Here is a 12,954-nt window from a genome sequence, read left to right as displayed (position 1 = left end):
CACAGGTTTAGCGCATAACCTGTGGGAGCGAGCCCGCTCGCGAATTCGTCAGCCCAAACAACACTTACATCAGCCCATCCACTGATAGTCAGATAGGCCCTACAGAACAATCACTACCCCAAGAAAAACAATAAACCTGCCCCACGTAACAACGGAGGCCGGTGCGGAGTCATCCTTTCATGCGTCAACTGCCCTCGCTCAACATGCTGCGAGTCTTAGAAGAAGTCGCACGGCATCACAGTTTCAGCCAGACGGCGCTGGGTCTTAACGTTACCCAAGGCGCGGTCAAGTGGCTTACACAATCGATAGACTCTACATGCATAAACAGCCCAGACCCGGGCTAGGAGTTGGAGAACATCAGCTTTACTCCAGCTGCTCCGAAAACTAGCGCCAGGGTACCTTCGATCCATCGGCGTGCTCGGCGATATCCCCGAATCATGGGCGCGGTGGAGAAGACGATCGCATAGCCACAGAAGATAGTGACGCTAAGCACGGCGCAACCGGCCAGGATAATCCCGACCGTTTTTGGCGAAGCGTGCGGACCCAAGCCAAGGGTCATGGTAGCGATCCAGCCGAGCAGCGCCTTAGGGTTTGTGAGATGCATGAACAAGCCGCGCTGATAAAGACTGAAGCCCGAGACTTTTGGCGCGGCCGCTATCTCTTTTTCGAGCCGCTCATTGGACGTTAGAGCAGAGCGGCCTGCTTTGATGGCAAGGAAGAGCAGGTAAGCACCGCCAACTGTTTTTAAGACACCTAGCGCCTGCGCATACTGCGCCAGGATGGCTGAGACGCCCGTGGCTGCCATCGATCCCCAGAAAATCGAACCACTGATCACACCTGCCGCTAGCAGGAGCGCGGGCTGCCTGCCTTGGTTCATCGCGACGCCCATTATTCGCATGTTGCTCGGTCCAGGACTCGCGGCTCCAACAATATAGGCCGTGAATACGAGGAAGAGATGGTGGTAATCAAATGACATTAAAAGCCCCTTAACGAAGTTCTATGCCAGTCAGCGGCTCTGTTATTAGGAGCCCTATGACGGGGCGATGATGGCCGACCACAAGAGCCAACCCGGCGGACTCCTCTGTAAGCTTCAGCGCGATGCTGTCTGAACGTTAAATTTCACGCCCGGATTGGTGGATCTCCGTTACAGACATGGTGAATATCAGTTTTGATTTGCCTTTATTCGAGTAGGCATGAGGTACATCTGTTTTTGCTACGGCTGAGCAACCCGCAGAAACGCTCAGTTCGGTATCTCCTACTATGAAGTGGAGTGTCCCTTTCTCCACGTGAAGTAGCTCAGTTGTGCCGTGAGGGTGCCCTGAGGAGGCAAAGTTTTCGCCGGGAAACATTTCCCAGCGCCAAAGCTCAATCATGTTCGGACCACTGGTTCCAGCCAGGAGCCGAGCCGTCCCTCCCATGTTTCCTGTCCAGAGTGTGGGAATATCCTTGCTTTCGATGAGGTGGGCTGATGGGGCGTCGGACACGTTTACGACATCAGCAACTGAAAGGCCCAAAGCAGCAGCGATTTTGCACAGGATCGCGATGCTTGGGTTAGCCGTGCATTTCTCTATCTCGACCACCATGCCCTTGCTGACACCGGAGCGACGGGAAAGCTCGTCGAGAGTGATTTTCCGCTTCTTCCGTTCCTGTTTGAGCCTACGGGAAACTGCCTCGCTAACGGTTTGAACGTCGGCCCCGGTGTTGGTCGGTATATTGACTATTTTGGTCATTGATCGCTAGTATGAAGTGAAATTTAGGATTAAAGGGATTCTCTGATGCTGTCCGTACTGCCGTCAATCGACCAAGACGTAATCAATTTGGCACCTGAGTTCAGAGCGCTCAGCATTGTGGTCGAAGCTGCACCAATCGCCAATCCAGATATTGGCAAGGACGCTTTGGCTCGAGCCTGTCAATCAGTCACGGCGGGTGGTGCACTGTGGGCAGACGCTCACCTGACCGCTTGGGCGGATCTCTTCCGAAAATTCGGTGCCAAGCCGCRGCGCACCCCTTGCTCAGCTGAAGCTCTTCGCAAACGGGTCCTGCGTGACGGCAGTCTGCCGAGTATCGATCCAGTGGTTGATCTCTATAACGCCATCAGCATTGAATACGCAGTTCCTGTCGGCGGTGAGAACGTCGAAGCCTATGTGGGCTCGCCGCGACTCGCTGTTGCAGATGGATCGGAACCTTTCGACACCATGAAAGAAGGTGCTCCAGCCCACGAATATCCTGATGCCGGCGAAGTTGTTTGGCGGGACGATAAAGGGGTGACTTGCCGTCGTTGGAATTGGCGTCAGGGTGTTAGAACGCGGCTCAGTGCAGATGCGAAGCACATGTGGTTCATTCTGGAAAGTCTGCCGACAATGCCGCTCGAAGCATTGACTGAAGCAGGTGACAAGCTGATAGAAGGCCTGCAACTGATGATGCCAGGCGCTCAGATTGAGAGTGTGCTTATCGGTCCAGGTGCCAATTAGTAAATAAGCGAGAGGGTACGGGCTGCTTGTGGGGATGCATACGGGGTTATGTCCAATCTCGCCTCGCACGCAGCCTTTTTTATCGGTGGCAATCATGCCCCCCACATCACTTTGGAAAAGCCTGCAGCTGAATCGAAGAAATCTCCATGGTGCATGGAGTCGATTACTGAGCGATGTATGCTTCGGAGTCCGTCCTGTGGTCATCTAATTGCAGAATCACACAATGGAGTCCTGAACTATGTTTACCGGTCTTAGTGCATTTCCTTTGACGCCAATGAATGAGCGGGGTGTGGATGAAGGAGCATTTGCTCGCCTTGTGGAGCAACTGGTGGCTGCGAAAGTGGATTCTATCGGTGCGCTCGGATCTACAGGAAACTATGTGTACCTTTCTCGGATTGAACGCTCACGAGTCACGCAGTTGGCAGTAGAGGCAGCCGGGAATGTTCCCGTCATGGTAAGCATAGGATCGCTGCGTACACGTGATGTGCTGTTGCTGGCAGAAGATGCGCAAAAGGCGGGAGTCAAAGCATTGTTGCTGCCCCCCGTTTCCTATCAGAAGCTATCAGCTGAAGATGTTTTTTCGCTGTACGAAACGGTCATCGCCAACATCTCCGTCCCGCTATGCGTCTATGACAACCCCGGCACCACCCATTTCGAATTTACTGATGAGCTTCACGGGCGTATTGCCCGCCTGCCGAATGTGCACTCGATCAAGATCCCTGGCGTTCCCGAAGCACCAGATCAGGCCAGGGCACGAGTCGATCGCCTTCGGGCACTGATTCCGGAGCACGTAACGATCGGGGTAAGCGGGGATGCATTTGCTGCTACTGGATTGAATGCAGGCTGTGAGGTCTGGTACTCCGTCATTGGGGGCTTGTTCCCAAAAACGGCCCTGGCAATCACGCGTGCTGCGTTGTCGGGTAACGCCAAAGAAGCGACTCGCCTTTCCGAATCTTTGAAGCATCTATGGGCCCTCTTTACACAATTTGGGGGAAGCTTCCGCGTTGTTGCAACGGCGGCCGAGCTTCGTGGATTCACCCACTCTCCGAGCGTGCCATTGCCACTCAGAACCATAAGTGGAGCAGGGCGTCAGCAAATTGCTGCGGTGATCGACGAGCTCGAACTGAGCTGAGCAGTAAGTGCTGCGAACGCATCCGAAACGCCAAGCTGCATCTTTACAATGATACAGCTCAGCAGGCGCGGTAGGGCCGATGTTGAGTCGGCTTTGACCGGCGCAGTGGCCCCAATGTTGAGCGAGCAGATCAGTTATAGGAGCAAAGTGAATGTACATCCCCCCTCAGTTCGAAGAGTCTCGTGTTGGCGTTTTGCAAGAAGTCATTATGCGAAATCCGCTTGGGTCACTTGTCACTTGTTCGGGTGATGGGATTGACGCCAATCACCTACCTTTTGAACTTGTACTCCGCAGCGGAGCGCTTGGGGTGCTGCAGGCGCATGTGGCGCGGAATAATCCCCTATGGCATGAAGTCGCCCAGGGCAGCGAGGTGTTGGTGATATTTCGAGCTCAAGATGCGTATATATCGCCGCAATGGTATCCGAGCAAACAGGATTTCCATCAGCAAGTCCCCACTTGGAACTACCGGGTCGTGCACGCATTTGGTCGTGTGACGTTTCACGATGATGCACAGTACGTGCGTCGTGTCGTAGCAAAGCTGACCAAGTCTCATGAAGCAACTCAGCCCACACCTTGGAAAATGACCGATAGTCCCAAGGAGTACATAGATGCCATGCTGAAAAAAATTGTAGGGGTCGAGATCGAAATCACGAGGCTGGTGGGGAAATTCAAGATCGGTCAGGATGAGGAAGCCCGTGATATCCGAGGTGCTGGCGATGCTTTGGTCTCGCGTAATGAGCGAGGAATTGGATTAGCCATGCTTGAGTGCGCTGATAATAACGACATTTAGCATCTTCCTTCCCACTTACAAAAAGGCGTCTACTGAAATAAAGGAGCATTTCTATTCGTGACACGCTCCTCATAAAAATCGTCGGCACTTATGAATTTTATTTGCAGTGAGGACGCCTCAGCAGAAGGTGGCTTGCTGAGGCATTTTTTTGAGATCGCTGCTTCGGGCCGGCAGGCCGGCTTACTCAGTTTGAATCACACCGAAACCTCGTTCGACATTTGAGCGGAATTGTCTCAGGTTCCTTTTATGCATCCAGCGCTCGTCATATTGGGGGCAACTGATGCTTGATCGGGTATGCGGATCATCGAAAGATTTCCTATTACGTATCATTGCCATACATGGGGCGGCCCATCAGTGCCTAGAGCTTCAAAAACGTTGTGAAATGGTCCTTGTGATCCAGCAGTAGCTCACGAGGCAAGATAGTCGCCACACTTCCTCGATGCTGCAATCCGTGTGATAGCACGTGTGCAAGAACCTGCTCTTTCGTCATGTTGCCTGGTTTTCCATCCTTGAAAATAAACGCAACCGGATCAGACAGTTCGATTGTAGTGATCGACTGGGTGTAGTTCACAAACCATTGATTCGCTGAAGAAAAGCACTCTTCCAGTCGACCCAGGTCTTGTTTCTGTTCGGTCAGGATGGAGTCAAATTCATCCGGTTTTCCCTGCAGTCTGGCAATGAACAGCTGGTCAACAATATTGATATGGGCTAGCCAGTAGAGTGCTTCCTCCATTTCCGTTGGAAATTTTTTTGCCGCGGGGGCTTTCAAGCACTTGAACAGTTCCTCCTCAGACCATGCCTTGTATTTGTAAAGCGAATGAAGAAGGTTCGTGGCACCCATGGCGTTCTCCTGGATTTCTAATTTTCTGGCTGCCCTGGACCTTCTGATGGGGATGCGGATAGGGCTCCTTTCCGCAGGGGGATAGCCGTGCCCGGTCGGATAGATGGGATAGTCACTATATTGACTTTTTTAGTCAATAGTTGGTAGCTTGAACGGCAAGCGACGAAAGTGGCCATGTGGTAGCTGAGTGATGGGTGATTGGCCTGGCGTGGGCGATGTGCGACTCCTCACCATCTGCGTTTGCAGATGACGATGATCTCGCTCAACGCTTCAGAAGAAGGCCTCACATTGCACAGGAAAGGCTCACTGCAGCACTGAATTTCAGCAGGGCACCGCCTTACGGGTGGAAGGCTCAGAAAAGGCGAGAGGGTGTCTCAAATCATGAAGTACGTCAGCACACGGACGCCTGGTAAAGAATTCGAGTTCAGCGAGGTCCTCATGGGGGCGTACGCACCGGATGGTGGGCTTTTCGTTCCTAGCAAGGTTCCTCGCTTCAAAAGCGATGATCTCCTGAAGCTTGAATGGCTACCATTTCACGAACTGGCACGTCATGTAATCGAGCCGTTCCTAGGTGACTATATCCCTCAAAATGAACTGTCTCGAATTCTTGAGGAGACATTTGACCGTTTTAAAAGTATGGCTGTTGCGCCGCTCTATCAGACGGCTACCAATGAGTGGGTATTAGAACTATTCCATGGTCCGGCAGGGGTCTATCAAGACTTCGGTCTCCAATTGATGTCTCGTCTGGTTGAGTACTCTTTACTAAAGTCCGGAAAGAAAGCGCTTGTCGTTGGTTGCACTGGTGGAGACACGGGTGTCGCGGCCATCAAAGCCTTCAATGGCATGGAAGGTGTGACTGTGATTGTTCTGCATCCTTCCAGAGGAATAACAGATGAGCATCGGCGTCGCTTATTAGGCGCTGCCGAAGAAAATGTTATAAGTATTTTGGTTGAGGGTGATTACGCCGATTGTCATCAGCTGTGCGAAAAATTTCACAGAGGCATTAACGAAACAGGTCAACAATTAATATCTTTCAATTCGGTGAATTGGGTGAGGGTGCTGGCGCATCTGTCCTTCTACTTCTACTCGTCGCTTCAATTAGGTGCGCCTAAAAGAGAGGTGGCGTTCAGTGTGCCTACCGGAAATTTTGGTGCTCTCTATGCAGGCTGTATTGCAAGGGAAATGGGGTTACCCATCAGGCAACTCATTGTAGCAACGAATACCAACGCGGGTTTGCATAACTTTCTTCAGTCTAACCTCTATAGGCGTAATGAGATTCGTATTACCAACACGCCTTGCATGAATGTGTCGTTAGCCTCTAATTTCGAGCGGCTGCAATGGAGTATTCTCAATAGGTGCAGTGATAAAGTGGCTAGAAATATGGAGCTACTAGAGACGGATGGCCAAATTCAACTGGAACAGGATGAGTGGTTAGAGGCGCGAAAGCTATTTGATTCTTTGGCGGTAGAGGATGCAGAGGCATTTTCCTGTATTCATGAAGTCTTTGTTAAAAGTGGTTACTTGATCAGTCCCAATACCGCGATTGGATTACGAGCTGCGCGAATTAACAGGCGTAGCTTACTGACACCAATGATCTGCTTGGCCACGACGCATCCTTCAAGCTCTGCCTCAGTTCTGGCTGAAGCCGATGTTCAATCTCCAATGAGTGTGGTGAGTGCTCACCCCTTCTCTAATGACGAATGCATTTCAATTTCCAATGATGTTGGCATCCTTACGGAACTCATCAAGACGATATCCCAAGACACGAAGTCTCGCTCGCTATAATCCTGGAGTTAGAGATGAAGCGCGTTTTAGATAAGACGGATGAAAAAATACTGGAAGAGCTTACTCGTAATGCTCGACTTGCGCATAACGACATTGCCATGAAAGTTAATTTGTCTAGGAATGCTGTCAGGCTCAGGATTGAACGGTTGGAGCGGGACGGATATATCAGGGGTTATACCATAATCAAAGGTGGGCCACCTTCCGAGGTTGCGCCAATTAATGCCCTTATTTTTGTGTATCGAAAAGACCGAATGCGTGGTGCTGAAGTAGTGCGTTCAATTGTCTCAATGCCTGAGGTCGATTCCTGCAATGTAATGAGTGGTGACCTGGATATTGTAGTGACAGTTGAAGCGGCAAGTTCGGATTGTATTCATCGGGTCTGGAGCGACATATCCACGTTGCCAGGAGTTCTGAATACGGTTACGTCTTTTGTATTGTCTTGCACGAAGTAGGTTGCTAGGAAATCAAAATGCTCTCTCCTGCGAGCATTTTGCTCGCAACAATGATCGGTTTGCCATATTCGTATGAGCACTGCTGCAGTTTAGTATTTCAGTACCGAAAACATAACAATGAGGCCCATGTCGTGACTGAATATAAAATTGCTTTGCTTGGTTTTGGTGGTGTAAACCGGGCGTTGACGCAGCTCATTGCAGATAAGAATGAGCACTGGGCTAATGAATTTGGTTTTAAGCTAAAAATTGTTGGTGTCAGTGATCTTTACTTTGGCTCCATCATCAACAAGAACGGGTTGGATGCCCACGAATTGGCCGCAGTTCCTGCTGTAAAAGGGGGGTTTAGAACATTGCCAGCGGGCAGTGCTGAGCCTGCCAATGAGACGGTTATCCGTTTCTCGGGGGCCGATCTTATCGCCGAGGCGACGTTCACCAACCCTGTAGACGGAGAGCCAGCTACGACGTTCTGTCGCTGGGCTCTGGAAAAAGGTATCAGTGTGGTCACCACCAACAAAGGGCCGGTGGCGTTGCACGCTGAAAGCTTGAAAGCATTGGCCAGAAGCACCGGTGCCCAATTCGAGTTTGAAGGCTCGGTAATGAGCGGCACCCCCGTCATTCGTCTGGCTAAAGAGTCGCTGGCCGGCTCGGAAATCAGCGGGTTTAAGGGCATCTTGAATGGTACGTCCAATTTCGTACTTTCTAGCATGGAAGAAGGTCTCGACTTCTCTGATGCAGTCGCCAAGGCTCAGGAACTCGGTTACGCAGAAGCTGACCCCACCGCAGACGTGGAAGGGCATGATGTTCGTCTTAAAGTAGTCATTTTGGCGAATGAGCTTCTGGGGGCGAAGTTGACTCCGAGCGATGTCCTTTGCAAAGGCATCTCGGGGATCACGTCAAAAGATATCGCCGAAGCAACGAAAGCCAATGCCCGGTGGAAACTAATTGGCAGCGCGGAAAAAATGAGCAATGGCTCCATCACTGCATCTGTTAGTCCTCAATTGTTGCCTCAGGGGGACGCACTGGCCGGTGTGAGTGGTGCAACGAATGCAATTACATTTAATACAAATGTTCTGGGTCCGGTAACGGTTGTCGGAGCGGGTGCAGGTCGGTTTGAAACAGCATTCGCCTTACTCTCGGATATCGTCAGCATTCACAAGAACAAAACTAAGATAGGTAAGTGATCATGAATAGCTTGAGTCTTTCGCTCGCTGTTGATTATAAAGCCATAACAGTTTTGAGTCCGTATGATGGCGCTGCAGTTGGAGAGGTGACGGACATACCCGCTTCATTTGCCACTGCGATCATTGATACGGCGAAGCTTGGTGCGCTGATTGCCAAAGAACTTCCAAGGCACGAACGTGCTCGCATACTGGAAAAAACCGCTGCTTTGGTCGAGAGCGACAAGGAGGCGTTTGCCAGTCTGATTGTTGCCGAGTCGGGAAAAACGATCAAGCAGGCGAGAAAGGAGGTTTTACGCTGCGTCAATACGCTGAAACTGTCCGCTGAGGAGGCCAAGCGTAATGCTGGCGAAGTGATTCCGTTTGACTCCTATGTAGGATCTGAGTCCCGTCAGGGATGGTTTACTCGGGAGCCTTTGGGTGTAATTGTTGCAATTACCCCATACAACGACCCACTCAACTTGGTCGCTCACAAGTTGGGGCCTGCGATCGCTGGCGGTAATGCTGTTGTACTCAAACCCTCTGAGCTCTCTCCGTTATCTGCCATTAAGCTGGTGGCCTGCCTGAACGCTGCGGGTCTCCCTCCTGCGATCGTGTCCATTGCAACTGGGGGGGCTGCGCTGGGCAAGGCACTGGTCGCTCATAGAGCGGTACGTATGGTTTCCTTCACGGGCGGTTTTGTTACCGGTGAGCAGATCTCTCGCAATGCAGGCCTTAAAAAACTGGCGATGGATTTGGGGGGCAATGCCCCGGTTATCGTCATGGGCGATTGTGATCTGAATGAAGCCGTTGAGTCCTGTGTATCAGGCGCTTTTTGGGCTGCCGGGCAAAATTGTATCGGTACCCAACGAATTCTTGTTGAAGAGACAATATATGAAGAGTTCAAAAAGAAATTCGTTGTGAAGACAAGTGCTTTAGTCGTGGGAAATCCTGCTGACGAAAGCACGGATGTTGGGCCAATGATTACTGAAGCTGCTGCAAAACGCACTGAAGAAGTAGTTATCGAGGCAATGGATAAAGGGGGTAACCTGTTATTTGGTAATGTACGCCAAGGCTCGCTTTACTCTCCGACGGTCCTGGAGAATGTTAGCCAAAGCTGTAAAGTTTGGTGTGAGGAAGTATTTAGTCCGGTTGTCATTCTTCAACGCGTGGCCTCGCTTGATGAGGCGCTGACACTGGCTAATGAACCAGAATACAGTTTGCATGCGGGTATTTTCACCAGCAATTTGAATGTCGCCATGAAAGCAGCTAAACGACTCGAAGCCGGCGGCGTCATGATTAATGACTCATCTGACTATCGTTTTGATGCAATGCCATTTGGTGGTTCCAAATACGGCAGCATGGGGCGTGAAGGTGTGCGTTTTGCGTATGAAGATATGACGCAACCAAAAGTGATCTGCTTAAACGGTGTTGGCGGAAGTTGATTAAAGGATCGATGTGAATCCCTAGGATTAAATCTGGTCCTCGGCAAGGCTCTTCTGGTCGGTAGAGCCTTGCCCAATACAACAATAAAAGGTAACAAAATGAGTGTGAATGATCTTAATCCCACACGCGTGCCATCATCTGGTGCAACTCGAAAGAGAGACTTCAGCGCAGAAGATGCGGGCTATCAAAAGGTGCTCAAGCCTCGCCAGGTTCAGATGATTGCCATAGGGGGGGCAATCGGAAGTGGTCTATTCATGGGCGCAGGCGCACGACTCGCTGAAGCCGGACCCTCGCTTGTGTTTGTCTATGCAATCTGTGGCTTTTTTGCGTGGTTCATCATTCGGGCTATGGGCGAACTGGTGATGTATCGCCCATCCTCGGGCTCGTTCGTCTCCTATGCTCGAGAGTTCTACGGTGAGAAATGGGCTTTTGCCGTGGGATGGATGTACTGGACTGACTGGGTAATGGTTGCCATTGCAGATCTCACAGCTACAGCGCTCTACCTGAATTTCTTCAAAGCCTATGTCCCTTTCATGGGCGACATCCCTCAATGGTCCTTGGCACTGGGAGCATTGGGTTTTGTTACTGCGATTAACCTTGTCTCGGTAAAAATTTTTGGTGAACTTGAATTCTGGTTTGCCCTGATCAAGGTGGCTGCATTAACGACCTTCCTTGGGATCGGCATTTACATGGTGTTGTTCGGCACTCCGCTGCCAGGCCATGAGGTCGGGTTCAAACTGATTTCTGACAATGGCGGTTGGTTCCCATCAGGCCTTTTGCCCGCCGTAATCATGATCCAGGGGGTGATATTTGCGTATGGCAGTGTGGAGTTGGTTGGTACTGCAGCTGGCGAAGCCCAAGACGTTGCTACAGTCATGCCGAAAGCAATTCGGGCAGTTGTTTTCCGCATTATTGTTTTTTACGTTGGTTCTGTATTGCTGTTGGCAATGCTGCTCCCCCACACAGCGTACTCGGCGGGGGTAAGCCCGTTTGTGACTTTCTTCGGCTCGCTGGGGATCAAGGGTGCAGACGCGATTATGAACATGGTCTTGATTACCGCGGCCGTGTCTTCTCTGAACGCTGGCATTTACTCCACTGGCCGGGTGCTTCGTTCGCTGGCAATCAACGGATCAGCCCCTAGCTTCCTGGCCAAGATGAACCGTCAAGGTGTTCCGTTCGCTGGCATCATGCTGACGACCGTTGCTTCACTAATTGGTGTCGTACTTAACGCCATTGTTCCGGGGGAAGCCTTTGAAATCGCGCTGACACTCACTGCCGTTATGTTGATCGGTTCGTGGTCAACAATCGTCCTGTGTCAGATCAAGCTCTTCAAATACTCCCAGCAAGGTAATCTGGAGCGTCCGGCGTTCCGAATGCCGTTTGCACCTTACAGTGGTTACGCCACTTTAGTGTTCTTCGGTTTGGTTCTGGTTCTTATCGCATTGGATTATCCCGTAGGTACGTACTCTATTGCATCTCTTCCGTTTTATGCCGCCGCTCTTGTTGCTGGTTGGTACATGGTTCGCGGCCGTGTTCGTGCGATTGAAATTGGCGAATTGGTCTTTGATGAAGATCAAGAATTGGTCCGAGCAGATCAGGCCAATCATCCTGCTTTCACTCAACTTCAGAATCAATGACACCCAACAAAAAAGTAACTTTGGAGGAAATAGACATGCGTCCTGATAAAAAGAATCTGTCCACACTTTCGGCGGCTACACTCGCAGTTCATGGTGGTAACGTAACCGACATCACTACTGGTGCTGTTCGCACTCCGCTGGTGATGGCTAACTCTTATCTCTTGCCTGAAGATCCGGCCACGATGGACTGGTCCAGCCCAGACGGCCTTGTGTACACGCGGAACCAGGGGCATAACCAGGTATGCCTTGAAAAGAAACTTGCTGCACTAGAAGGCTGCGAGGCTGCGGTTGTATTTGCTACCGGCGTAGCCGCTTTGCATTCAGTGTTTTTCTCTTTCTTGAAAAGCGGTGACCACGTCATTGTCAGTGATATTACGTATCAGGCTGTATGGCGTCTTTTCGCGGAGCTTTTGCCTGAGCGTTATGGCATTGAAGCCACATTTGTCGACGTAGGTGACCTAGAGGCTGTTCGCCAAGCGATCCGCCCTAATACCAAACTGATCCATACCGAGACGATTGCTAATCCAACCACTAAGGTTGCAGATATCGCTGCGCTGGCTGAAATTGCCCATGCACACGGGGCACTGATTTCCGTCGATGCTACTTTCACTCCACCTCCGTTTTTCCGTGCCAGTCAGCACGGGGTCGACCTGGTCGTCCACTCTCTGACGAAGTATATCAATGGCCATGGTGATGCCATGGGCGGGGTGGTTATCGGTTCCACTCAGATGATTACCAAGATCAAGAATGACGCTCTTGTTGACCTCGGCGCGACCATCTCTCCATTTAACGCCTGGATGATAATGCGCGGTTCAGTCACGCTGCCTCTGCGTCTGAAACAACTTCTAAATACGGCTGAAAAATTGGCTGAGTTTCTCAATTCGGATGATCGTATAGCCTATATCTACTATCCGGGGCTTCCGTCCCACCCGCAGCATGAACTAGCCCGTCGGCAATTCGCAGGCAAGGGATATGGGGCGATGATGGCTTTTGCAGTAAAGGGCGATCCAGATACTCAGAATCGGTTCGTTTCGAATCTGCGCATCATCACTTCTGCAGTATCCCTCGGGCACGATGAGTCCCTCATCGTTCATGTGGGTGCGGAAGGCCGAGGCGGCTTTGACAAGTACCCTGAAGAGTTCCGTACCTACGGTCACCTTCGGTTCTCGGTGGGGCTCGAAGATCCGGACGATTTGATCAAAGATATTTCCCTGGCCTTGGACGAGACATTCAAATGATCTGA

Annotated in this window: 12 protein-coding genes and 1 pseudogene; 10 read left to right on the top strand and 3 right to left on the bottom strand. The window is 51.1% G+C overall.

Annotated features, from left to right (window positions below; all coding sequences use genetic code 11):
- Positions 1-179: 179 nt before the first annotated feature.
- Positions 180-287: pseudogene (locus tag AC1DXW_RS21035) on the top strand (LysR family transcriptional regulator); the annotation flags it as partial.
- Between the two features lie 53 nt (positions 288-340).
- Here the strand turns inward: AC1DXW_RS21035 and AC1DXW_RS21030 are convergent.
- Positions 341-976: a LysE family translocator gene (locus tag AC1DXW_RS21030; protein ID WP_477757059.1), complete on the bottom strand. Its 636-nt coding sequence runs from the start codon at positions 974-976 to the stop codon at positions 341-343.
- A 136-nt stretch (positions 977-1,112) separates the two neighbouring features.
- Positions 1,113-1,730 (bottom strand): helix-turn-helix domain-containing protein, encoded by a 618-nt coding sequence (locus tag AC1DXW_RS21025; protein ID WP_477757027.1) that lies wholly within the window; start codon positions 1,728-1,730, stop codon positions 1,113-1,115.
- Between the two features lie 45 nt (positions 1,731-1,775).
- On the opposite strand from AC1DXW_RS21025, the gene AC1DXW_RS21020 reads away from it, so the two are divergent.
- From AC1DXW_RS21020 to AC1DXW_RS21010, 3 genes are all read left to right on the top strand, one after another.
- Entirely contained in the window at positions 1,776-2,471 is a 696-nt protein-coding gene (locus AC1DXW_RS21020) for a B3/B4 domain-containing protein (protein WP_477760408.1), read from the top strand.
- A 238-nt stretch (positions 2,472-2,709) separates the two neighbouring features.
- Positions 2,710-3,603 carry a dihydrodipicolinate synthase family protein gene (locus tag AC1DXW_RS21015; protein WP_477760407.1) on the top strand — a complete coding sequence of 298 codons (894 nt, stop codon included), beginning with the start codon at positions 2,710-2,712 and terminating at the stop codon, positions 3,601-3,603.
- A 151-nt stretch (positions 3,604-3,754) separates the two neighbouring features.
- Complete coding sequence (locus AC1DXW_RS21010) at positions 3,755-4,393, top strand: FMN-binding negative transcriptional regulator (RefSeq protein ID WP_477760406.1); 639 nt, start codon at positions 3,755-3,757, stop codon at positions 4,391-4,393.
- Positions 4,394-4,751: 358 nt separating this feature from the next.
- On the opposite strand, the gene AC1DXW_RS21005 is transcribed toward AC1DXW_RS21010, so the two are convergent.
- Positions 4,752-5,234 carry a DinB family protein gene (locus AC1DXW_RS21005; protein WP_477757171.1) on the bottom strand — a complete coding sequence of 161 codons (483 nt, stop codon included), beginning with the start codon at positions 5,232-5,234 and terminating at the stop codon, positions 4,752-4,754.
- Positions 5,235-5,615: 381 nt separating this feature from the next.
- On the opposite strand from AC1DXW_RS21005, the gene AC1DXW_RS21000 reads away from it, so the two are divergent.
- From AC1DXW_RS21000 to AC1DXW_RS20975, 6 genes are all read left to right on the top strand, one after another.
- On the top strand, positions 5,616-7,019 hold the full coding sequence (locus tag AC1DXW_RS21000) for a pyridoxal-phosphate dependent enzyme (protein ID WP_477760405.1): 1,404 nt from the start codon (positions 5,616-5,618) through the stop codon (positions 7,017-7,019).
- 14 nt (positions 7,020-7,033) lie between these two features.
- Positions 7,034-7,471, top strand: coding sequence for an Lrp/AsnC family transcriptional regulator (locus AC1DXW_RS20995; RefSeq protein ID WP_477756824.1), 438 nt, complete (start codon positions 7,034-7,036; stop codon positions 7,469-7,471).
- Between the two features lie 131 nt (positions 7,472-7,602).
- Positions 7,603-8,652 carry a homoserine dehydrogenase gene (locus AC1DXW_RS20990; protein WP_123722605.1) on the top strand — a complete coding sequence of 350 codons (1,050 nt, stop codon included), beginning with the start codon at positions 7,603-7,605 and terminating at the stop codon, positions 8,650-8,652.
- A gap of 2 nt (positions 8,653-8,654) precedes the next feature.
- Positions 8,655-10,073, top strand: coding sequence for an aldehyde dehydrogenase family protein (locus tag AC1DXW_RS20985; RefSeq protein ID WP_477760404.1), 1,419 nt, complete (start codon positions 8,655-8,657; stop codon positions 10,071-10,073).
- A 99-nt stretch (positions 10,074-10,172) separates the two neighbouring features.
- On the top strand, positions 10,173-11,711 hold the full coding sequence (locus tag AC1DXW_RS20980; RefSeq protein WP_477760403.1) for an amino acid permease: 1,539 nt from the start codon (positions 10,173-10,175) through the stop codon (positions 11,709-11,711).
- A gap of 35 nt (positions 11,712-11,746) precedes the next feature.
- Positions 11,747-12,949 (top strand): trans-sulfuration enzyme family protein, encoded by a 1,203-nt coding sequence (locus tag AC1DXW_RS20975; RefSeq protein WP_477760402.1) that lies wholly within the window; start codon positions 11,747-11,749, stop codon positions 12,947-12,949.
- Positions 12,950-12,954: the final 5 nt, after the last annotated feature.

Source organism: Pseudomonas sp. P4_C4 (genome assembly GCF_056402055.1).
The sequence above is the reverse complement of the archived record's forward strand: the minus strand, read 5'-3'. Positions and strand labels throughout refer to the sequence as shown.

What these genes read in the sequence shown, in the direction of transcription:
- AC1DXW_RS21030 (WP_477757059.1), bottom strand. Translation starts at nt 976, where the DNA reads ATGTCATTTGATTACCACCATCTCTTCCTCGTATTCACGGCCTATATT.
- AC1DXW_RS21025 (WP_477757027.1), bottom strand. Translation starts at nt 1,730, where the DNA reads ATGACCAAAATAGTCAATATACCGACCAACACCGGGGCCGACGTTCAA.
- AC1DXW_RS21015 (WP_477760407.1), top strand. Translation starts at nt 2,710, where the DNA reads ATGTTTACCGGTCTTAGTGCATTTCCTTTGACGCCAATGAATGAGCGG.
- AC1DXW_RS21010 (WP_477760406.1), top strand. Translation starts at nt 3,755, where the DNA reads ATGTACATCCCCCCTCAGTTCGAAGAGTCTCGTGTTGGCGTTTTGCAA.
- AC1DXW_RS21005 (WP_477757171.1), bottom strand. Translation starts at nt 5,234, where the DNA reads ATGGGTGCCACGAACCTTCTTCATTCGCTTTACAAATACAAGGCATGG.
- AC1DXW_RS21000 (WP_477760405.1), top strand. Translation starts at nt 5,616, where the DNA reads ATGAAGTACGTCAGCACACGGACGCCTGGTAAAGAATTCGAGTTCAGC.
- AC1DXW_RS20995 (WP_477756824.1), top strand. Translation starts at nt 7,034, where the DNA reads ATGAAGCGCGTTTTAGATAAGACGGATGAAAAAATACTGGAAGAGCTT.
- AC1DXW_RS20985 (WP_477760404.1), top strand. Translation starts at nt 8,655, where the DNA reads ATGAATAGCTTGAGTCTTTCGCTCGCTGTTGATTATAAAGCCATAACA.
- AC1DXW_RS20980 (WP_477760403.1), top strand. Translation starts at nt 10,173, where the DNA reads ATGAGTGTGAATGATCTTAATCCCACACGCGTGCCATCATCTGGTGCA.
- AC1DXW_RS20975 (WP_477760402.1), top strand. Translation starts at nt 11,747, where the DNA reads ATGCGTCCTGATAAAAAGAATCTGTCCACACTTTCGGCGGCTACACTC.